Annotated in this window: 18 protein-coding genes; all 18 read left to right on the top strand. The window is 56.5% G+C overall.

The window, feature by feature from the left end:
- Positions 1-451: 451 nt before the first annotated feature.
- The 18 genes from HUU46_07455 (at position 452) to HUU46_07370 (ending at position 21,499) form a co-directional block, all read left to right on the top strand.
- Complete coding sequence (locus HUU46_07455; protein NUM53463.1) at positions 452-1,165, top strand: hypothetical protein; 714 nt, start codon at positions 452-454, stop codon at positions 1,163-1,165.
- A gap of 390 nt (positions 1,166-1,555) precedes the next feature.
- Complete coding sequence (locus HUU46_07450; GenBank protein NUM53462.1) at positions 1,556-2,284, top strand: bifunctional (p)ppGpp synthetase/guanosine-3',5'-bis(diphosphate) 3'-pyrophosphohydrolase; 729 nt, start codon at positions 1,556-1,558, stop codon at positions 2,282-2,284.
- A 327-nt stretch (positions 2,285-2,611) separates the two neighbouring features.
- Entirely contained in the window at positions 2,612-3,673 is a 1,062-nt protein-coding gene (locus HUU46_07445; protein ID NUM53461.1) for a hypothetical protein, read from the top strand.
- Between the two features lie 455 nt (positions 3,674-4,128).
- Positions 4,129-4,332, top strand: coding sequence for a hypothetical protein (locus HUU46_07440; GenBank protein ID NUM53460.1), 204 nt, complete (start codon positions 4,129-4,131; stop codon positions 4,330-4,332).
- A 405-nt stretch (positions 4,333-4,737) separates the two neighbouring features.
- A complete protein-coding gene (locus tag HUU46_07435) occupies positions 4,738-5,538 on the top strand; it encodes a ThiF family adenylyltransferase (protein ID NUM53459.1) in 801 nt (266 codons plus the stop codon).
- Positions 5,535-8,264, top strand: coding sequence for an ATP-binding protein (locus HUU46_07430; GenBank protein ID NUM53458.1), 2,730 nt, complete (start codon positions 5,535-5,537; stop codon positions 8,262-8,264). Before HUU46_07435 ends, HUU46_07430 begins: the two co-directional genes overlap by 4 nt.
- Positions 8,261-8,767 carry a hypothetical protein gene (locus tag HUU46_07425; protein NUM53457.1) on the top strand — a complete coding sequence of 169 codons (507 nt, stop codon included), beginning with the start codon at positions 8,261-8,263 and terminating at the stop codon, positions 8,765-8,767. Before HUU46_07430 ends, HUU46_07425 begins: the two co-directional genes overlap by 4 nt.
- Entirely contained in the window at positions 8,767-9,387 is a 621-nt protein-coding gene (locus HUU46_07420) for a hypothetical protein (protein NUM53456.1), read from the top strand. Before HUU46_07425 ends, HUU46_07420 begins: the two co-directional genes overlap by 1 nt.
- On the top strand, positions 9,384-11,228 hold the full coding sequence (locus HUU46_07415; GenBank protein NUM53455.1) for a hypothetical protein: 1,845 nt from the start codon (positions 9,384-9,386) through the stop codon (positions 11,226-11,228). Before HUU46_07420 ends, HUU46_07415 begins: the two co-directional genes overlap by 4 nt.
- Positions 11,225-12,817 (top strand): protein kinase, encoded by a 1,593-nt coding sequence (locus HUU46_07410; GenBank protein NUM53454.1) that lies wholly within the window; start codon positions 11,225-11,227, stop codon positions 12,815-12,817. Before HUU46_07415 ends, HUU46_07410 begins: the two co-directional genes overlap by 4 nt.
- A complete protein-coding gene (locus HUU46_07405; protein ID NUM53453.1) occupies positions 12,814-13,545 on the top strand; it encodes a hypothetical protein in 732 nt (243 codons plus the stop codon). The genes HUU46_07410 and HUU46_07405 overlap by 4 nt, the downstream gene beginning before the upstream one ends.
- A gap of 9 nt (positions 13,546-13,554) precedes the next feature.
- On the top strand, positions 13,555-14,787 hold the full coding sequence (locus tag HUU46_07400; GenBank protein NUM53452.1) for a hypothetical protein: 1,233 nt from the start codon (positions 13,555-13,557) through the stop codon (positions 14,785-14,787).
- Positions 14,780-15,475: a hypothetical protein gene (locus HUU46_07395; protein ID NUM53451.1), complete on the top strand. Its 696-nt coding sequence runs from the start codon at positions 14,780-14,782 to the stop codon at positions 15,473-15,475. The genes HUU46_07400 and HUU46_07395 overlap by 8 nt, the downstream gene beginning before the upstream one ends.
- Positions 15,476-15,498: 23 nt before the next feature.
- A complete protein-coding gene (locus HUU46_07390) occupies positions 15,499-17,151 on the top strand; it encodes a hypothetical protein (protein ID NUM53450.1) in 1,653 nt (550 codons plus the stop codon).
- 27 nt (positions 17,152-17,178) lie between these two features.
- On the top strand, positions 17,179-17,760 hold the full coding sequence (locus tag HUU46_07385) for a hypothetical protein (protein NUM53449.1): 582 nt from the start codon (positions 17,179-17,181) through the stop codon (positions 17,758-17,760).
- 41 nt (positions 17,761-17,801) lie between these two features.
- A complete protein-coding gene (locus tag HUU46_07380; GenBank protein ID NUM53448.1) occupies positions 17,802-18,362 on the top strand; it encodes a hypothetical protein in 561 nt (186 codons plus the stop codon).
- A gap of 298 nt (positions 18,363-18,660) precedes the next feature.
- Positions 18,661-21,015, top strand: a complete 2,355-nt coding sequence (locus HUU46_07375) for a hypothetical protein (GenBank protein NUM53447.1) — start codon at positions 18,661-18,663, stop codon at positions 21,013-21,015.
- The gene (locus HUU46_07370; GenBank protein ID NUM53446.1) at positions 20,948-21,499 is read left to right on the top strand and encodes a hypothetical protein; all 552 of its coding nucleotides are present in this window, start codon (positions 20,948-20,950) and stop codon (positions 21,497-21,499) included. The genes HUU46_07375 and HUU46_07370 overlap by 68 nt, the downstream gene beginning before the upstream one ends.
- Positions 21,500-21,588: the final 89 nt, after the last annotated feature.

The raw sequence follows: 21,588 nt of genomic DNA, 5'->3' as shown, positions 1-21,588 counted from the left end.
CAAAAAGACCGTCTCCATGACAAGGAAGTTGCCAGTCGGCCATGCGCTATTACCGCAGATGCCTATCAGTGCTTTATGTAGTTGGCTGGACGCTCCAAATCCCAAGCGCTCTAAGCACGTTTGAAGCAGAGCGGTCTGGTCAGTACCGGGCATCTTCGTGGTCCTATGGCTGATATACAAATACGTCTTACCTGGACGGCCCTCGTTGCGTAGGCCAAGCGAAATTTTAAGGAACTGTGGCCCGGAGAATCTAACACCACGAGCAGGCTACTATTCGACGCCCCTTCTTTCCGTCCGTTCCCAAAAATCCTGTAGCGCACGAAATATGAGCCCCTCTTTCGTCCCAGCGCACGACGACGGCACGCAAACGCCTGCGTACAATTGACTTAGGACGCACACGAACTGCCAGCAAGCGGCCAATTCAAGGATTACTAAGCAGGTAAATTATCCGATGCCGGTCGAGGTGAGAGATACTGGTCAATTACCGCTGCTCTTGGGAATCCCAGAGCACCAAAAGGCGTTCGTGGGGCGCCTGTTAACGCAAGTGTGCCAAAGCGGGCCAACGCTCTCTCGCGGTCCAATTACTCGACCTTCCGCAATGGGTGATGCCTTCTCCGAACCAGGTCTGAATGAACTTGAGAATGAACCTCTGATGACCGTCGAATTTGCCCGACTCTTCGACAGTCGTTTTGTCGTAATACTACAGGAGCACCTCCTTGACAGGCGGTTCGTAAGCAAGAAGCGCACGTTGCCTCGAACGCAGGTCGGGCAGGTCATCATTCTCGACGGAACGACCGGTGACTGGCGCGCCGAAGGTCTTTCCACGATCCGCTATGTGCCCGTTTGGGCGCTCGTGCGTAAGCATATCCAGATGACCTACGACCAACTCTCCTCCCAAGGCAGGGCTGCTGCGTACTGCACAATCGATGAGCTGGAAGAAGCCTATCTGAAATTTGGACAGGGAATCTTTCAGCGCTTTGAAACTGAAGTATTTCCAGGCGACGAGTACTGTGCAACCCCAAAGCAGATCAACGAATCCCTTCAATACGTTAAATCAAAGCTGGCATCACCCTTCACCGAGGTAATCTCCGTCCCAACCCCTTACTTCATAAACGCTGCGCCAGGTCAAGTCTTTTATTGCCCAAGCCCGTCCGTGCTCGACTGACCTTTCGCTTCGGATTCATTCCGAACTTGTTCGAAAAGCTTCGGGTGACGCCGCAATGCCCCGCAAATACTCTGATAACGCTGCTTTGTAGAAGCGGCAGAAGTCATCAGCTGGTTTCAGTGGGTTGCTTCGAAGCGCCAGCATGTTGGCGTTCGGTGCGATCAAAACTCGAACTCGTGATAGATGGAGCGACGCGGTGGCTCAAAGATCAGTACGAGCTGTGAATGTAATGCGCAAAGCAAGTACAGCAAAACCGAACTCGAATAGCCGCCAGAGCTGCGGCAGTCGCCGCATTAAAGAAAGCGGTAGAAGTTACCTGGAAACTTCAGGGAACGGCGAGAGTGCGCGTCTTCCTAATAAGCTCTGCGATTCCCGGCGCAGGAGGGATAAATGAAGGATCGGACCACGATGATTCCCTCGATATACGTATGCCGGCGCATAACCCATTCTGGGGCAGAGCTGGCGACTGCGAACATGCCAGCGCGGTATGCCCCTTACATGAATCTTTGCTTGTCACGGCTGTGCGAAATGCTCGTGTGTGCCATTCCCAAACAAGATCTGATGCGTATTGGGGATGCACTCATCCTTGCTTCCAAACTTCACTCCGGCATCTTTCGCAAGACCGGTGAGCCTTATCTGGCCCACCTCCTGGATACCGTACGGCTTTCTTTTCTTGCCGGTATCCACGAGGCCGATCTTTTGATATCTGCAGTGCTCCACGACTCGCAAGAAGATGCAAGTGACCGAATGCCGGCGGACGGGTTAAACGCGTATGGGCTGCCGGATCGCGTAGTGACGTCCGTGGCCGCGCTGAGCAAAGTTGGATCGCCACATCCCACTGAATACTTTGAGCAAGTCCGTAGGTTTCGTTCAGCACGCGTGCCCAAATTAGCCGACAGGCTGAGCAACTTGCGTTCGATGCGCGGCGCGTTCTCCGTTGAGAAGATGCGCGAGTATATACGCGAAACTAGCGACGAACTGATTCCCATTTGCGGTACCAAGTCCGGCGGACTTGGCCGGTATACCGACGCCGCGCGAATCCTGGAACACCAAATAGACGAATCAATTAAGGCGGCTACCGCGTTTATCGCGGCAGGGGGTGGCCGCCATGTTTGTTAGCTGCTATTCCGATAACGCTTTCGCGTGGCGCGGTATTCGTGAGGGCCGCAAGCACGTGCTCTCGGAAAAGTCTGCCCATCTCCGCCGTAGTGGTCGCTCCGCTCCGATCTACGGGCATGCTAGTTGCATTAGAACGTTTGTACCTAAGCCTGTTCGTCGAAGCTTCAGCTACGAAGGTTCCCCCCAAACGCCGCAGCTTTCGGTTTTGGTGCTTTCTGCGTCGTTTGTTGTTATGGGCGTTGCTAGCGGTGCACGCAAGCTGAACGTATTCGCAGATGCATGCAACCGTTTTCGCGCATGCATGGTGAGTTCCCGGAGGAGCGGGCTATGAGCATGTCGACAGGTTGCAATGCCTATCGCGTCGCACTGTTCGAGTCCGAGGTACAGGCAGTTGCAGGGGACGCAGTTCATTTCGCACCACTTGAAACAGGCGGCGAACTCTATGGGTATCGCTCGCGCGGAAGCGACTTCATTATCGCGTTTGCAACGCCACCCGGCCCGCATGCCGTGCATGAGGCATGCTTTTTTCGAAAGGACCTCACTTCGTTACTTACAAGCCATAGGTGGATTGTCGACAATTTTCGTCTTGGGTTATGGGGTGCGTGGCATTCACATCACTATTTGGGCCTGAGCACTCCGAGTCAGCGCGATATCGAAAGCGCCGCCGCAATCGCAAAGAAGAATGGGATGGATGAGTTCCTTATCTTTATCCTGACTATCGGCTCGAACGAGTCGCATCGCCACGGCGGGACGAGCAAAGTCAGTTCACCGGCGGTGCGGCAGCTGCGGTCCCACGGATCGCGCGATCTTGTATGCGTCAATTCTTTTGTGTTCCATACAGATTCGGAGTTGCTGTCGCCAATATCCGTCGAATCCATCCCGTTCACCAGTCCCCACCGGCTGGCTCTTCAGGCTTCCGACGGAAACCGTGCGGACCTTCACTTCGACAGTTCCCCTCATCCAAGCGACTGCATCTGCTTCGCGACACCAGACTCTCCGCGCGCGGAGGGCTCACTTCCGAGCCAGCTCGAAGGAGACTTGCTCGCACTACCACCCCATTTGCGCGAATGCTGTGAAGTAACGGAGCAGGACGGCGAATTCTTTGTAACGATCCGCTTTGGCCCCAATTTGAAATTCCGCCTTAAGCATGAGAACAACAACGTTTCTGAGAGGATTCTGAATTTCGCCCAGTATCTATCGAGCGAGGGCTGGATCATGGCCGGTCCGCCTCTCCGCCATGGCCGTTTTACGATCGATTCGCTCATTCATGATCGCCCCGATGAGATTCGAGAACGATCCCGCACTGATCGTGTCCGCATCAATATAGACCAAGACGAGTACGAGGATGCGCCGGGAGAAAACCAACCGATGAACCGAGGAGACATATAGGCCATGTGGACAGCGCGGCAGGATAGCCGGATTCGGGCAGAGCGGGACGTCATGGACCGCCTCTTGCCGCACTTCGTGTTTTTCTTCTCCTGGAGTGCATCCTACGTAATCGGTCGGGAGTGGAGTGCAGGTTTTCGTCATTCCTATGAACTACGGCTTGAATTGGGCATTGGGTATCCGGATGAAGAGCCGTATTTGTACATCACATGTCCATCGCTGCTCTTCGATTATTACGGGGATCAGTTGGCCTGTCCATCTCACCAATTTCATACGTTGGGCCGCCGTGAGGAACTCGGCTGGACGCGGCTCTGCCACAGCAAGGACTGGGACCCCAGAAAGTCGTGTCTTGCCGTGATTCAGCGTGGTCAACTTTGGATTCACTTGTACGAGCAGCACCTTCGTACCGGTCAATCGATTGACGACATGCTTTGGGATTTGAGGAGGAGGTATACCCCATGAGTGACAACCCTAGCTCGAATACTTTTACGGACGAGATTCTCCGGGGCCTGGAAATTGCGGGAGAGGCGGAGAATCGGTTTCAGCGCGCAGGGCGGCGGTATGTGTACGACAAGGAGCGGAATCGCTTCCGCGAACCCAGTCCATCGGACAATCCCGAGTCTACGTTGAACGTGGATGTCGATGACCTGGGATGGGCGTGAACGATGACTCCCCGCGTAGTCTTGCCCCAATCTCTGCTGGACGACCTGCGCACGGCAACTGGTCCGGTCCGCTGGACGGCGCGGCACTGGGCCGGGGAAGAGGTCATTTCTCTCTTCGCATCAGAGGAATCCGCCCTCGGTAATCCGTGCGAAATCTCCGTACTATTCGGGCCTCTAGATACATTGACGGATGAGTCCTCGGTTGGTGCGATGCCGAGTATCGTCCTCTCGTGCCGGTCCGATTCCGCTCCCGCAGGGCTGCTTCCCGCCTCCCACATGGAATGTCGCATTAGGCTTCATAAGAACCAAGGATGGAAAGACGCTGCGCTCACAGTTGTCGATGATCGGGACATTTTCCATCGGATAAACGGGCTTCTTGAGACCGACGCGTTGCGCGAGGAGCACGTGGCGATTTTCGGTGTGGGCTCTCTGGGCGCCGAGGTGGCACTCGGGCTTGCAAAAGCCGGTGTTGGAGCGTTCACACTCCTCGACCACGACGTTCTGGAACCCGGAAACACATGCCGCCATCCCTCGCCCCTAAGCCACGTCGGCCGGCATAAGACCCACTCAGTAGAAGAACTCATACGAGACAAGAACCCGCGCGTACAGGTGGAGACTCACGAATCGCGTCTCACGTGGGCAAGCTCCGGGGAAGCCACGGAAATCGTGCACAGGAGTTCCTTGGTCATCGCTGGGTTGGACAACCACGAAGGCCGCGCCATCTTGAACCGCGTATGCCTTGATTCCGGGGTGGCATGCATCTTCGCAGGCCTTCGCCGGAGGGCCTACGGTGGCCAAGTCCTGATCCTGCGCCCGGGTAGCGGGCCGTGCTACAGCTGCCACGTCCATTCGCACCCGGAAATGGCCCGAAGTGAATCGTCGAGCAACGCCCCCGCCTACAGCGATCGTCCGGTGCCGATTGAACCTGGTCTTGCCACCGACATAGCGCCGGTCGCGACGATGGCGACTAAGCTCGCTATTCAACACTTGCTGCGGGACAAGAATTCGACGCTCCGCAGCCTGGATGAAGATCTCGCCGCGCCCCTCTACGTTTGGTTCAATCGCCGTGAAGAGAATACCTCCATCGCCGGGATCCCCCCAATGGGTTATAGCGTCGGCGGACTGGCCATCCTTCGTTGGTATGGATTACCTCTTGAGCGCGACCCGCACTGTCCCTCGTGCGGAGCGTACGAGCCAGCAACATGAAGAAGGAACAAATACAGACAATCCTCGGTGAAACCTACGCGGCGACTCGGTTACCTGCGTGCGGCGACGCAGGACTGCAGGAATTCTACGGTCGCCGTATCGCGGACGCTGTAGCCATGGAATTCTCGTCGCAACTCTACAGCGTAGCGTCTCAACCCGACGATTCATGCGCTATTAGCCTCCTCTGGTCCTTCTTCCCCAGTACCGCCCCGGAGTCAAAACAGAGCCGTCTGCGCCTCACAGCACGAGGCGCGGCCCATGACGCAGCTGTTGTCCAAGGGATTGATAACTGGCTATGGAAAGGAGCCTTAGCCGGTCTTTACGCGACGCAGCGCATAGATCCTGCGGAAGTTGATGTCATCGACTTCAGTGTGGCATGCGATGTCGTGCGCATGGAGCAGGCACTGACTCCAGTAACCACGACAGCCGAAAACCCGGACGTGCCATCGCTTCTGTACGAACCATTCCCGCTTATCCCCCAGACGAGCAACGGACTCCTTCTGGTGGACGAAGTGCTCAATACACTGCAGGAGCCCGTGCTCATCCACATCTGTGTTATGCCCGAGGATACTGCACCGCAGCGACACGCGCTAGCAAAACACTGTGCCTTGCTTCACGAAATTGGACGCTCGCACTGGTCGGCTGATACGTCGCATGAATGGTTTGGGGAGCCAGATCGCGGACGCGTCCGGCGGTTGCCCCTCCCGCACCGTGGAGAACCTTCCGCCGATCTCGTGATCAAGAACACTCAGCGCGTCCGAGAAAACATCCGCCGTCCATCTGTTCGATTTGACATTCGAATACTGGCGCGCAACAGGTCGACGGCATTACGCGTTGCTTCCGCTGTCGCCACGGCTGCGTTCAAAGACGGTTCGTATGCAATCGTGACGACCAATAGAGGCACGCCGGAGTTTGAAAACTTGATCCACGCAGTCTCCAAAGGGCACGTCGCATGGGTTCCGCCGTTCGAGTGCCTGGCCGCGCAAGGTACGCCTGTCTACTATCGTGATCTTGAACGTCTCCGCCAAATTGCGTCGCCGCAGGAACTTCACAATGTATTCATCTGGCCGGTTGCTGACATCAATTCTCCGTACTGCATCGAGCACAGCATGGATTCGACGGTAACTCCGTCAGAGCTGTTTATTCCCTTCGGATACCGCGTCATTGGTCCCAGAGGCGAACTGGGGCGAAAAGAGGGAGCGACGAATCCTGAGCGCTGCCTCAGCAATATTGCCTTTGGACAATCTGGAGTTGGCAAGACACTGTTTCTTGTCAATGGTGAATTCGAATTCCACAGTCACGACACTCCTTTTGTCTCGTTCGAGCCCGTCGCGGGAGAACAACCGGCGATTAAACTGCTACATGGCCATCCCGATTCCAACATTCGCCGGCTCGCCGAGAAGTTGCAGGTCTTCACGTTTGGACCAAACAGCATTTCCGAAGGAGTCTTCAATCCTTTTTGGCGTCCCAAAGGAGTGGACCTGGACAGAAAGGTGGGGCGTCTTGTCGAATGCTTCATGGGAGCGGTTCCCTCTTTTCCCGCATTCGAAGCGGCGCTCACCAACGCCATATACAAACTTTATAGAGTACATTCCGATCCCCAAGATCCACCACGTGTGGAAATGCTGATTCCCGAACTGCGCAAGCAGGTCAAGAAGTTAGGCTACTCACAAGACGTTTCGCAGGACTTGTTGTCTGCGTCGATTTCTCGCTTTGTCAAATTGTGCACCGGGGCTCTGGGCACTATCTTCCGGCCGGGTATAAACGTTCCTTCCATGGAGTACTTAATCAACGGCCATACGATAATCGAGTTGGACAGTCTCAATGAAGAGGAGCAGTCCATCTTACTTCTGTTATTTCTCCAGGCGATCGAGGAGCAACTTCTGGTTTCGCCCGACAACGGAAAATCGCCCCGTCTCGCCATCCTATTTGATGAACTCCACCTTATTGCAGGAAGTATCACGGCAGCGCCGCAGTCCGACCAATTTGTCGATACCGCAGCGAGAGTCTCCCAGCGCTACTGCCGCATGCTTCGCGAATACCGCAAGTTGCGAGTGTGCATTTACGGTGCCGACCAGAACCCCTGCAATGTGGCATACGATGCAGTAAGCCAGACTCAGACGATGGTCGCTTATCGGACGACTGATTTGAAAAGCCGTGAAATTCTGTCGGGGGCGATGCGGCTCTCTTCCTCGCAGACTGAGGCATTGGCCCAACTCAAGCCCGGTTTTGCCTATGTATCCACGCCGCACAGTCCGAGTGCGTGCCTGGTTAAGATGCGTGATTTCAGCAATGTGCCCGCCTTGCTCAGCAAGCCATCACCCGAAGTTTTGCGTGAGGCATGCCGCAATCAGCCTTGGCGGCGCGCAGCGAATGATGCCATCGCTGCCGCCCGCCTCCAGTTGCTGAGCGAAGCCACGACGGCATTCGCAACCATTCTTGTTCGGCGAAACCGCGAAGTCGAGAGAATACTGAAGGAGAAGGCGGTTTCGCTCGATACGTTGGCGCGGGTCCATGAAGAGTTCGACGACGAGTTCGAGGACTTCTATCACAATAGTTACCTCAGGTTGATTGGCGATGGTGATGGCGTCTCCCCGGGGTTGGAGGCTCGCCGCCTCCGGCTGCAAGACGAAATCGAGAATCACGCCGCGCCCCAGGCTAGAAACCTGCTCGACTTCATGAAAGGTGTTTTGAAGCGCTCGACGGATCCGGAGGACTTGTCATGAGAGATACATACTTGCCGACGCGGCAGGAAATCGATGATCAGAACGAACGGCTGTCCAAAAACATGGAGGACCATGGAGAGAAACTGAAAGTCACTGCGGATGACATCGAGACGATACGTCAATTGCGGGAAGACCTGGACCGTAGTGGCGGTACGACCGAAGGGTTGGACGCCGTGGACCGCGCGGTCGACAGCGCAGACGGGGCCGCGTCAGAAGTCTTTGATCAGCAAGACCGGGACCTCCAGGAAGTGCACGAGGAGAACGAGGAATTCCAGGAAGAACTCGACGAGGGCAAAGAGGCCGCGGACGCCAATCTTGACCGTGTCTCGGACACGCTGATTGAAACACAGGCGGCGATCGAGCACATGGAAGCGACCAGGGACGCTATCCAGGAGGACTTGAAACTGCTCAGCGAACAACTCGATGCGGCGAAGGATAGCCTCAAGCGGAGCCGGGAACTTGAGGCCGAACTACGCAGCGTGACCGACTGGAGACGTGAATAATGGGCGTACAAGGCCGGGACGAATCCCTTTCGCTGACCTACCTGCGGGAGAATTTTGACTCGCACACAAGAGAAGCGCGGTGCCGCGCGACACAATTGCGCGATGCGGTTGCGGCGCTGCCAAAAGTGGATCAGCGGGGACATTCGGAGTGCAATTTTGCAGAGGACCTCTACGCGCAGAAAGAAGAAATTGACCAACACGTGAGAACGCAACTGTCGCGATTCCAGGGGTATCGTACCTTCATCTATCGCGAACTCACTCGCCTCTCCCGGCAAGCGGGCGACGTTGGGCGAGCGGCCGGAGCGCTTCACCACGACGCACCGAAAGGCCACCTACACCAAGGTGAAGACGCCATTCTGCAAGACATTCGCTGGCTAGAGGATGTGCGCAAGACTGGGGCAACAGTTCTCGAAGGACTTGAGGCGGCCCTGGCGTTGAGCGCTACAAAACGGTGGCCCCTTGGTAAACCCCAAAAACGTTTCCGCGTTGCTCCTCAGTCTGGCCCTGCGCAGGTACCCATATTCTTGCCTCCCGAACCAAGCCTTGAAGCTGAGATAGAAGCCCTCAGCGGGAACGGCGAAAACATCGCCGACATGGGGCACGAAAGGCTATCACGATGACGAAATGTGTTCGCCCAGATTTCGCGGGGCCGCTGATTGCAGGCTCCATCGATAAGCGGGAGGTACTACTCCGGCCTGGCGGCGAGATCCCTCTGCTAAGTCTTCTGCCCGGTCACCATGTTACCAGCATCGACCGCAACCGGGGGGGCAACATGGTGGTTGCGGGTGATACATACGGGATGGTGCATTTGCTCAATCATAAGATGATGGTGCGCAGTCTGAACCAAGGGGCTGCGGTGCTGGATGTCCGCTTCACGAATGAAACTGACTTCGTTGCCGCAGACACGTCGGGGAGGGTACTCCTATGGCGTCCGCCCTACGCCCATCCGTCTGAACTTCCATTTGACGGCGATAGGCATGTCTCGGCCCAGGTCATGGCGGGCAATGATCTCATCTGTTTCCGCGCGAATGGGGGCATCGCGATGTGGAACGCCGGCGGTTTGACTGCCATCAAATGCACTTCGGACGTGATGCCGCCGATACCCTACAGTGTGGCTAAGGGTCTTTACTGGACGGCCGTGGGATTGGCGGTGTTCCCTGTTGCGGCCGGAAGACTGCTCTGTGTCAATCCGATGAACCTTGAAACGGAACTTCATTCGGTGCATGACCGAGATTTCTATGCTTTATTCGAATGGGAGGGAACACTCGCAACCGTAGCCTTTCACGAAAGCGTCCTGAAGCGTTGGCGAGCAAACCCTTTCCGCCAGGTATCCGAACTGGAAGCGCCACCCGAAGTCATTGCAGCCGGGCTGACAACGGATCTCCATGCGCCTCTGCTGCTGGTCCAGCTAGACGGCACCGCTCGCAGCTTCAGCTTCACCGAAAGTGCGCTAACACCAGTAGGCGCGCCGCTGACAGGCGAGTTTCGCGCTTTTTGCGGCGTTTCCTACCAAACCCACACAAGCGCCGCCACCCGGGCGCGGGACGCACAGGCTAAACAATGCGCTGCCGATGTGGCAAAGGCCGTCGCCGAGCAGAACCCCCGCCGTGCCGAGTCGCTGGTAAATCAACATCCTGGCGTCCTATCTGAGCCTGTCCGCTATGCACTGCTCGCGGACATTGCCGGCTTGGACGGTGATATTCGTAAGCAAGCGACACTTCGCGCGAAGTTGCTCCATACGATGCCTCAGTCACGCGCGGCCGTCGCCAGTCACTGGCGACAAGTGCATTTCCTTATGAGGCACATGCACTTCGAGGCAGCAAGCGAGGTCTTGAATGCTCTCCCCGCGACCAGCGACTCCGAGGAGGCAGCTACGATCTCGGAGGCAGTCTCGCAGCAGGCGCAGCAAATCGCATCCGGTACAGCGCTCGTCGCGATGGTTGAGGAAGAGGCGGTTGCGCACGTACACGTAGCGGCAGCGTTGGAGCGGCCGGTACGCACGCGCCTGCTTCTCAGCGAGTGGACGACCACGGATTGCTGGGGTACGTGCTTCGACGTGACAGAATGCGTTGACGCAATCGCTTCGTACCTGGACTGCCGAAGCGTCTCACTTTCCTACAAGCGTGAGCAGTTGCGCGTCATTACGCCAGACGCGATAGGGAGCGCAGAGGAAGGCGTTGTCATTGGCAGACCGCTCGGAGACGGTCACCGCTTGGAGTTGGTTTATCGGCTTAGGCAGGAGGATGGCCGGACGGATCTCATACCCGGTGTTGCGTTCACCCCGGCCCGAGAAGTCCGAGATGTGGCGGCTCACAACGATGCATGCGAACGCTTTATCCGGATGATCGCGCGCGGGGAAGACTACACGATCTGGCTGCGAACAGTTCAACAACACGTTGACCAGGCGCTAGGGAGCTTGGTCAACCAAAAACGTGCGTACTGGGATCGTCAACAATCATGAAGAACCGGACTTTCAAAGACTACATACGGGGCGGGTATGAGTTCGTCGAGCAATCGGAGCATGAAAGCTCCGTGACGGATGTGAGCAGGTACTTTCCAGGGAAGCCCGAGATGCGCCAAGCGACATACGTTGAGATACCGGCGGGTGAAGTGCTTCTCGATCGATTTACCGTGTGTGGCTGCATTGGCGATGATGCGGTCGGTCGTCTGTACCTTCTGGAAGACGCGGCCCTCGGCGAGAAAGTGACAGCCAGAATCTATGCGGGCATCGAGGAGCATGTACCCGACTGGTTTGTGGGGGTGAACCGGTTGAAGCACCGGATTCGTGATTATCGGCATGTGATATGTCCCCTGGAGTTCCATCGTGGCCGTTGGGGTGGGGGAAACCTCAGCATCCTGAGCATGGAGTTCCTCGACGGCGGCACGTTGTCCGACTGGAGTCGAGAGCCGCATCGGGAATCCCCGAATCGCCTTTGGGAAGCGCTGCGGTTCGTGCGGCAGGCGTGTTACGGGCTTGGAACGCTCGAAGACGCCGGAATCACCCACCGCGCTATCATCCCGGAGCATCTGCTCATCGCATCGGAAAATCTCAAAGTAGGCGGACTGGAGTACTGCGTCGACCTGCAAAATGCAGACGCGAACAGACTGCGCCGGATGCCTGAAAACTTCGCAACATACTTGGCGCCCGAACGGTTCGCAAGTCCTCAACAATGTGACGTCCGTGGCAGTGTCTATTCGCTGGGAGTCATCCTCTTTCAAGTGGCGCACCCGGAATTCCAACCGCCGTTCCAGGGATCGCCCAAACGGCTAGCAGTGCTGCACAACGAGGCGCCACCCCCGCCGTTACCGGGAGTACCTGACGAGATTCAGACTATTCTTCTTCGATGTCTTGAGAAAGATCCTAAGCGCCGCTTTGGCGACCACTGGTCGGTCCTGTGCGCGTTGGAGACGTGCTCTGCCTCCCATGACAACGTCCCAGAAATTGGGGACAACGCGTCTCGACCAAACAGTGTCGTACCCGGCGTTGAAGCATGGAAGCAGGCTCTCGACCACTACGAGCAAAACGACCTGAGAAAAGCTGCATCCCTGTGTCGGGAAACATTGACGGAATTCCCCGATCACGCCGGCGCTCGCGGCCTTCTCGATAAGATCGAAAACAGAGCTGCAGAGGCTGCGCGCATTTACTCCGTCATTTGCTCCGGGGAAGCGCGCGGAAGTCTTGAGGAGCAGGCGAACCTGCTCGCGCATGCCGAGGCCGTCTATCCGAACCATTACAGCCGGTCTGCCGGCCACGAAGCCTTCGTCAGGAGGTGTGAGCGCTTTCGCGACGCTGCGCGGGACACCGAAGAAGCTATGCAGCACGGACAACGCAATCTTGCACTCAACCTCCTGGAACATGCGGCGTCGCTAAGTCCCGGCAGTACGATCATCGCTGATCTGCAACTTCGCATACGGGAGGACTTGGCGCGGAAGCGGAATCGCCACGACCAGATGCACGACGCATTCATTCGCGGCGACGCGCGAACTGCCTTGCGTATGGCGGCATGCCTGGACGGACTGGCTCGACGCCGTAGAGGGGATCAACCATGAGTCAGGACGTGACGAAAGATGACAAGAAACCAATGTCTTGCACCGAAACTTGGCGATACGGCGCAGGTACGAGAGGCACGAGCCCAGACACGACGAAAGGCGCCTCCAAAACCGAATCGAAAGCGGAAGAACCCACGGGGTTTCCGAAGGAAGATCCGAAGAAGGCGAGTTCGAAATATTCCGACCCCAACGCTGGTCCGTCATCCGTATCAAAGTCGGCATCTGACGTCGAGGTCGACAGACTTTGGCAGTTGTGTGTAGGCGCGTTCGATGGTGGTGGTTTTGGCAAAGCAATGACCTTGTGCAAGGCGGTGCTGGAACGAGCGCCTACCCACAAGGGTGCCATTGAATTGCGACGTAGAATTGCGGCGCGCTACGACCAGACAAGCACCGCTTATGAGGCGATTCGCCGGGATATCGGACGCAAGAACGCGCTTGGCCTTTTCGAATTATTCAAAAAGTTTGAAGGCTTTTCCGAACACCCCCTGCGCCTGCTTGTCCTGACGGAATTGAATCAAACCTTCACGCGCGCGAAGAGGTTGACTGACGAAGCGAGTGCGGCAAGCGAGAGCGGCAATTTCAACGAGGCGCTCAATCTATACCGGCTGGCGTACAAAGTTGACCCCAACCCGGTTGTCCAATGCTCCATCGACCTGTGCAAGCAACTGATCGAGAGCAATTCGCGAATTCAGGTTCTGCGCGACTCGCTCGATCCGGATCCGAGGTAAGTCCATTCGATGCCGAAAGAACAGTACAGAACGGACGCTCCAACCGGTGCCAGCAGATACGAACGGCGTGACCCCGACTACGCCGGCATGTCCCTCTTGGCACTCTTGATGGCCATCACCTGGTTGGGAGACCGCGACGCCCTCTCGGAACTCATCCACTATCGGACGATCTTCCAGTTTGGTACCCAGCGAAGTCTCCTGTTGCTCGATTTCATTTCACGGCTGGTCGGCGACCGAATGGACCACGCAAGAAACAGGACAACGGAACTGTGGGAGCGGGCACACGATAGCACTGTCATGAAGTTCACATCGACGGTCGCCTTTTGTGAAACCGAGGAATCGAAAAAGGGCAAGAAGGAGGAGGCAGACGAAGAAGACGCCGACGTCGAGAGTAGGCCAAAGTGGCGCGTGGATTGTAGACTGTACTATAGGGCGCTCCTGAACGAGATTCTCTGCGAGAATGCTGTGACGAACGCACGGAGCGCGTTAGAGACGGAACTCGCAGCCGCCAGAGCTTTTCAGAAATTCGTTCTCCGCCAGCTCAATTTCGCCTACCTCGAGGCCTGCCGCAAAGCCGACCCCTTCGTTTCACGGTACACCTGGCATATCGATGGACGCGGTTCATTAACCGTACGGCTTCCCAAGTACCTGCATGGAAAAGATCGTAAACCGTGGCTGGAACGAAATGTCGATGACCCCGATCCCCAAAGGCCTGGGGAACGAGATCGCATTCAGGCGATCATAAGAGAGAAACTCCCTATACCACGCTTTTGTTCAATGGAGAAGAATGCCTACACCACGGTTCGATCTCAGTTGCCGGGAGCCGACGACAAACTAGAGAAAGCTATGCGACCCAACATGGTTGATTGTGTAGCGAAAAAGACCGCTGAATCGCTGGATCGCCAGCGGAACGCAATTCGCAAGCTCGGAAATCAAGATTTGGAAGCGCTCGTCAAGGCGTTGCTCGAAAACGCACTATCCGGCGAGCGAACGCTTGAATCGATCGCGGCGGAATTCGGCGTATCCAAAGCCACCCTCAGCCGATTCTTCGGACGGGACTGGAGCAAAGGTGACAAGGGCGTCGACACGAAAGTGCCCGATCTCGTTCGCATCGTCGCCGCCATAGTTAGCAGTGATGAAGTCTTTATGGAGGTGGCAGCCGAAGCTGGCGTACTTGGCGCCGCCCGTGAGATTGTGAACGGCGGCGAGCCCCTGCGACTGAAGGAGCACAACGATGAGTGAGAAGTTCTTCTTTGTTCCGCTTCTTATGAATGCACTCGCGCAGCAAGATGCCGCCGTGGCCTTGCGGGAGGCGTTTCGAACCGTCGTCTCACTGGGCCGCAATCCCAAATACCGCGAGGGTTTTGTCCGATTTCAGGAATTCATGGCGCTTGTGCAAGCAATGGCGAAAGAGCGGAAGGAAAGACCATCGGGCGCCCAGGACCATAGAGAAAAGATCGGGCTGCTAAGCGTACACGTACAGATGGACGAGGCTCACGAGTTGGCGCTTTCGCTCGCTGCTCAGTTCGACGTCGCCGAAATCGATGCGCTGCTCCGGGAACAAGAGTTCGTAATTGAACCAGGACTGGACAAGGTGGACATCTGCATTCAGCGAAATGATGGACCGCTGGAACCGGTGGTGTTCGGCGCGGGAACGGATCGCTCCACGGTGTCTCGGATTAATCCGGGCCATTATCGTCTCGTTCTCTCCACCGGTCGCGTTCTCTGGGAAGGCGATCTCAGCAAGAGCGACGTGCTCCTCGCGTACGCGTTTCCCGCCGTTCCGATGCGGCTCGCTGCTGACACTGGCGAGGACGCCGAAAGGACGACCCGCCGTTTCTCCATTCTTGGTGGCGAAGTCTCGGTGTCTTTGTATCCTGGCCGTCAGGCAGGGCGGATGGAGTTCCGGCTGTGCGAGCCAGGCGCGTAAATTCTAGAAGGCATACGCGACAGGTGGCGGTAGGCCGCGCGAAGGCAGTGCTGACTGTCGGCAGCGGTGACGATGCGGTTGCCGCAATTACGGAGATCATTGCCGTCGCCGTTCCACCTGCCGAACCGAACATGTTTCGATTCCGTGGAACCAGCAGGTTCGACGATGCCACGGCAGCGCATTACGAGTCGGTCTTGGCGCCGATCTTTCGGACCATCGCGAAGCAACTCCGCATACCTGTACCCAGCTTTGAGTTGTCTGTGTCGAACGCAGAGATAGCCGCCATGCAGGACAGGACCATTACCGTGGTGGGATACTCTGCGGATCTCCCGGTTTTCCTGGCTTGTATTTCGGCAATGCTGGGAATTCTGATCGAGGAACCTCTTCTCGCAACGGGACACATCGGCTCCCGGGGTGGCAACATCCAAATGGTGAGCAATCTTCCGGCCAAGCTGCGAGCGGCGTGTGGGTCACCTGAAGTTGAGGCGTTTGTGTACCCTGGAATCGTCACTGAGGACGCGTCCCTCACGGAAATAACTCCTGAAGAAGTGACCGCGGCAACGGATGCGATACGTTCAGCCGAAGACCATTTGTTCCTCCATGCCGCCCGGGATCTAGATGACCTGTTGCGAGCGGCCTTTTCCGACTACAGCTTGATCCTGTCCAGCCTGAAACATGGTTATTTTGATTTTGAGCATACCGTCAGTGCTGATGTGCCCGGGCTTTGCACTTTGACAAAGTCCATTGAAGGCCGATTCTGGATAACGCTGCGCAATGCTTTCCGTGACGGAGAAACCAATGTCATCAAGGAACTATTGGAAGCCCGAACTCGGTTTCACCTGCACCAACGTCGTTACTGTCCGGATTTTGGTCGTCGATTGTTTGAGCTTTTGGCTGCTTTGCCGCCAGTGACCAGAAATACGCGCGTCCCGTTTCCACTCCTGCCGAATTCCTTGTTGGCATCGCTCATCAAACTCGTCGGGCCAAACGGTGTAACCGACGTGCGATACCTGTTGGACGCCGTAGCCGGTGACCGATTCTCTACAGCCGAGATCTTTCCCCATAACGAGGTGACGCCGTCTACCCGCAGTACCGCTTCCGAACGGTTGGACGCCATCCTGGGTGAGATCGACGTCGACTACCTGTGGCGTAAAATCGGACGGTCGTACGATGAGGCGCGGCAGACGTTTCACTCCGACCAAATCATTGCGGAATCTACGTCCAACTGCATCGAGGTTGTGGGCGCATTCCTGAATCATACGAGGCTGTACACCGATACGGGCGTCAGGGAAATCGGCCGTGACGCGGTACTAGCTGAAGCGGTCAGCGTATTGGGGGAATCGTTTGCACGGCTGGGAGGCATTAATTCTGCCTACGCCGAAGCCCGAACTGCCACCCGCGGGGGACTGCGCTTTGTGCTGAATACCGTTGTCGATCACATGAAACTCAGGGAGATGGAAAAACACATCAACTACGTGTTCGCGGCCGGACTCAGTCAATTGAAGGTCGAAGAGCAGGTCGAAGTGATCGCCGAGTTCATTCAGCGATTGCAGCCCCTCCTTCCAGAAGGAACAATTACCGGGCGCCCCTCGGACTACGTGGAGAACGCCCGTGAACTGATACAGGTCTTTGCGCGCGCAAGTTCACAAGTCAAGCAACTGGTTCGGGCAATGTAGAAACAACAATCAGGAGGAAAGGACGCCATGGCAGTAATTCACGATCTAATAACCGCAACCAGCGAGATCGCAATCGCGCGAAACGTTGGGAAAAATCACGACAACGCACGGGAGTTGTACCGTCGGCGCCATGACAATATCGTCTCTTGGCAGGAATTCGAAGACGAAATTGCCCGCTATTATAGCTACCACTATGAGAAGTGCATTGTCCCTGGCGCAACAATGCCTGCTGCAATCGCTCGCGGTGAGGTGAAAGATCTTCTGGAACAGGAGATGCGCCGTCACCACAGCGATCTAGCCGGTGCCTATCGTGACGCGATCGATGGTACCAACGCCGGCATCAGGGGAGTGCTCGATCAGATCTGCGATGGCCTCAAAGCGAGAGCAATTGAACACTATGTTACAGAACAGTTTGACCGACGTGTGGTGCCTGTAGAACCGGCGGAAAGGGTGGAAATTATCCGCCAGTTTATTCAGCACTACGGAACGATTTTTAAGGACGCCATCGACCCGAACAGGGTCGAGCAGTATGCGCACCGCTATAAAGAGATCATCCGACTGTATTCGAACGGTCTCCGTGGTGCCTCCGCGTTGTTCCGCCGCATTTAGCCGAAGGGTATTGAGTTATGTCCTCTCGCCTCGCGCAATTGTTGGAGACGATCGATCCGGCGAAATCGATCGACGAAGTGCATCGCCGTGCAACGGCAGCATTGGACACATTTCAGTTTCCGAATTGTCCGCTGGCGAGCGCTGATGAATGTTGGTCTTGTTTTACGCGATTCTTCCGCCACGCAGAGAACACGATGCTTCGTGCCCGCGGTTCGTTTGCGGGTGACGCAAAAATGGATTTCAGCCGTGTCTGCTCGGCCCTCACAGAGGAATACGGGGAAAATGGACTTCGTGTAGCCACGCGGATGGCACTGTATGGAATTGAAGGCGGAATCCGTGCCGTTCTCCGTGCCATTGCAGTCCGACTCGCCAAGAGATTCAGCGACAATGAAATTAGAAACCGCATCGAGTTTCTTTGGGGCTCGCTGTCCGTTGACGAGAAGTTCGAGACGGTTCGGGAGTACCTGGCATCCGACTATAGCAACTTGCTGCCCGAGGATTTGAAGGAAGGCAGGGCGCCTGAAATCTACGCGAACCTTCCTCGATACCTCGAAAAGCACCCGGAGATTATCCGGAGGCTTCGCCGGGCCGTTCGTCAATGAGCCTCTCTCCAGAAACCTGAAACCCCATTGACCTTTCTGCCGCCTCCTGGTCGGAAAACAATAGGGAGGTCGGCTTTTGTCCCGAAACCAAGCATTAGTAGAGCAGGCGCGGCCATACTTCAGCGCCAGCCTGGCGAGGGCCTTCTTGGCCGGCGAGTCGGTCAAAGGATGCCAGCCGGACGTCGCTCCTTTCCCGGTCCAGCTCGAGCCGGTGTACTTGGACCTTTCCACGAGTACGGACTTGACTCCGCGGGGACCGTCATACGTCCGGGCGGAGCTTCCCGCCTGGAGCGACATATTGCGATATTCGGTGTGGCTGCCTCCAGGGTTTCAATGCGATTTCCTGCGTGCCGAACGCTTCCTCAAGCAATTGCAGGCTTGTTCCCACGCGTGCAGCTATGAAGTAGCCGGAAATAGAGATCGCATTGTCCTTTCGTTCTCGTGCCATCGCGACGACGCCGGATTGTTGGGGGCGGCATTCATCGGGGAGTTCTCGGACTGCCGCCTGACGCCTCAGGCGAAATCCCCATATAACGACATTCCGCTGGGCTGGTGGGACCGAATCGCCTTCCGTGACTACTATCCCGCACCCAGTTATTACGAGATCTTCACTCAACCTGCGGAGCTCGGGGTGTCGCCCATCAAATCGTTACTCAATGTGATGGCGTGCTTACCCGGCACGGCGCTCGGTGTCTATCAGGTGGTGTTTGCACCCACAAGGCAATCAGGATGGAAGCGGAATGTCGAGGTGCTCAGCGACTTATCTTACGCGCAAAAGACGTATGAAGGCATGCAGCCGTATCACCGGCAAGGGCAACTGCCCAGTTCGGATCTGACCGGGACATCACGCGAAATCGACACCAAAGCCCATAATGATCGTCCGCTCCTCTTTGCGCAGGCACGCACAGCCTTGTTTGCCGATGAATTGCTTGACGCCGAGCAAGCCTTGTCCTCCTTCTCGGGATTCATGGGCCTGATTCTCCACGGCGGGATGCCGCTCTCCTTTGTCGATCAGTCAGGATTCCGAAAGACTCATGGAACCGATGCGTTCCGGAACATGCTTGGTCTGAACGCAACGTACCGCCCTGGCTTTCTCGCGAACTCGCGCGAGCTTTGCTCCTTCATAAATCTGCCGCCACTGCCGCCTGTGGGACGCAATCGCCTTCCCATCGAATTACTCGACGGGTTTCAACCTCCCGTTCAAGACCTGTCTTTGGGAGTGTTGGTTGGCCATCGATTAGATGCCGGCACACAAGTCCCAGTGCATATACCCTGGGAGGTGTGCCACGGGCACATTCTTGGAGTCTCAGACCAAGGAAAGTCCTGGAGCATCTTGAATCAAGCTCTTCAGATCATCGCTAGTGGTCGCGGTATCGCGATAGTCGACGCGCATGGCGACTTGGCCCAACGGGTACTTGGACTTATTCCGGAATCCGAGATTGACCGAGTCGTGTATTTCGCGCTTGACGAGCCCGAATGGATACCCCTTTGGAATCCGCTTCGCCTGCACCCCGGACAAAACCCTAGCCGGGTCGGTGACGAACTGGTATCGGCTATGGCTCGCATCTCGGAGGGTTGGGGAGATCGGGTGGCGTACCTCCTCGCGCAGACTTTCGGAGGCTTGTTGCGACTTGGTGACGCCACGCTGTTCGACGCAACGATCTTGCTGGGTAAGGAATGCGCCGAAAAGGACCGGCTTCGCGAGAGAATTCTTATGGCCACGGACAATGCGTTGCATACCAAGTTTTGGGATACCGAGTATAAGGAGTATCGATCCCCTGAAAAGCAGTCGAGTCATCACAAGCTTGGGAAACTCTTGGGTAACGATCAAATCGCAAGAATGCTGGCACAAAACGTCAATTCCTTTGACTTTCGCCACCATATCATGGATGAGGGCCGAATCTTTATCGCGGATTTATCCACGGCGGGTCCCGAGGCCTGCGACGTCCTCGGCACGTTCTTCATGTCTCTTATCTTCCTCGCGGCCCTGAGCCGCCGCGACATACCGGACGAGTCCGCGCGCAAACCATTTCACGTCTACGTGGATGAAGCGCAGCGATTTGTCAGCGGAGCCATGACCGACGTCATTACGCAATGTCGGAAGTTCAAGACGTTTGCGTGCCTAGCCCACCAGGTGCTCTCGCAGTTCAAGGATGCCGATATCGATTCCCTCTGCTCGACCGGGTTTACGTCGGTTTTCAAGGTGCTGCACAAAGACGCTACGCGGCTTGTGGGGACCATCGGCGGGGATATTGACCCTAAATCGATGTCAAGCCTCAATCGGATGGAGTTGCTCCTCCGTGTAGGCAATGACTGGGTCCGAATCAAGAGCGTACTCGACGAGCGCAAACCAAACCGAGAGCTAGCCCGCAGAATCATCGATCGATGTCATGAGAAGTATTACGGGAAGTTGGCCGACTTGCCGCACGGAAAAAAGACCCTCACAAGTCTTCGAGTGAGGCCGGCATTCGAATCGGAGACAAGCAACGAGACGGAGGAGGACTATGCCTTTGATCGACTTCAGAAGAAGGGAGACAGCGGAGACGACGCTGAGCCGCGTACTGGAGCTGTCGGACCCTCTCCACATGCAGGACGTCATCGACGGGCCGCTGGACCGCGCAGCCAACGCATTCCTACGGGCGGTGAAGACTGAAGAAGGTTCACAGCTGGACGGACTGCCATTGTCCCGCGTTGCGGGGCAGATTCTACGCTGCCTTTGTTCGCACGGCATGCAGGTTCCCCGCGAGATTTCGCAGGAGCAAGCGGAGCGAGATGCGGTCGAGATCATTCAGCGACGCTATCCCGGGCCGGCAGGGGAAGAATTCGATGCGATGCTGGTGGCCTATGAAGCGCAAGGTTCGCAGGCCATCTCCTTCCTCGTCCTCTTCTTGGTTGGCGCCGTCAAGCAGTCGGAGCGCCAGAAGCATCTCCGCTGGGCTTTGAACGGCGTCATCGATCCGATGGATCGGCAAGCCCGAAAAGACATCATCTGCCTCTTGTTTGAAACCATCGGCAAACACCTGCCGCCCTCTATTACAGCGGGAAAGCCAGAGGACTTCGTCGACTCCCTGTCCCACTTGCTAAAGGACTACATCGAGATTCGCAACGAGCTCATTCGCAGTCTCCGCGGGGCCTAGCAATCGACGGAGTGAAACACCCCGTAGGGGACAACCGCTCATGTCTCTGGAGAGGAATTGTACCCTCATCCTGATAAAGGAGAAATAGC

Source organism: Candidatus Hydrogenedentota bacterium, from assembly GCA_013359265.1.
Taxonomy (GTDB): Bacteria; Hydrogenedentota; Hydrogenedentia; order Hydrogenedentales; family SLHB01; genus JABWCD01.
This window is presented reverse-complemented; position numbering and strand designations above follow the sequence as displayed.

What these genes read in the sequence shown, in the direction of transcription:
- HUU46_07455 (NUM53463.1), top strand. Translation starts at nt 452, where the DNA reads ATGCCGGTCGAGGTGAGAGATACTGGTCAATTACCGCTGCTCTTGGGA.
- HUU46_07450 (NUM53462.1), top strand. Translation starts at nt 1,556, where the DNA reads ATGAAGGATCGGACCACGATGATTCCCTCGATATACGTATGCCGGCGC.
- HUU46_07445 (NUM53461.1), top strand. Translation starts at nt 2,612, where the DNA reads ATGAGCATGTCGACAGGTTGCAATGCCTATCGCGTCGCACTGTTCGAG.
- HUU46_07440 (NUM53460.1), top strand. Translation starts at nt 4,129, where the DNA reads ATGAGTGACAACCCTAGCTCGAATACTTTTACGGACGAGATTCTCCGG.
- HUU46_07430 (NUM53458.1), top strand. Translation starts at nt 5,535, where the DNA reads ATGAAGAAGGAACAAATACAGACAATCCTCGGTGAAACCTACGCGGCG.
- HUU46_07425 (NUM53457.1), top strand. Translation starts at nt 8,261, where the DNA reads ATGAGAGATACATACTTGCCGACGCGGCAGGAAATCGATGATCAGAAC.
- HUU46_07420 (NUM53456.1), top strand. Translation starts at nt 8,767, where the DNA reads ATGGGCGTACAAGGCCGGGACGAATCCCTTTCGCTGACCTACCTGCGG.
- HUU46_07415 (NUM53455.1), top strand. Translation starts at nt 9,384, where the DNA reads ATGACGAAATGTGTTCGCCCAGATTTCGCGGGGCCGCTGATTGCAGGC.
- HUU46_07410 (NUM53454.1), top strand. Translation starts at nt 11,225, where the DNA reads ATGAAGAACCGGACTTTCAAAGACTACATACGGGGCGGGTATGAGTTC.
- HUU46_07405 (NUM53453.1), top strand. Translation starts at nt 12,814, where the DNA reads ATGAGTCAGGACGTGACGAAAGATGACAAGAAACCAATGTCTTGCACC.
- HUU46_07400 (NUM53452.1), top strand. Translation starts at nt 13,555, where the DNA reads ATGCCGAAAGAACAGTACAGAACGGACGCTCCAACCGGTGCCAGCAGA.
- HUU46_07395 (NUM53451.1), top strand. Translation starts at nt 14,780, where the DNA reads ATGAGTGAGAAGTTCTTCTTTGTTCCGCTTCTTATGAATGCACTCGCG.
- HUU46_07385 (NUM53449.1), top strand. Translation starts at nt 17,179, where the DNA reads ATGGCAGTAATTCACGATCTAATAACCGCAACCAGCGAGATCGCAATC.
- HUU46_07370 (NUM53446.1), top strand. Translation starts at nt 20,948, where the DNA reads ATGCAGGACGTCATCGACGGGCCGCTGGACCGCGCAGCCAACGCATTC.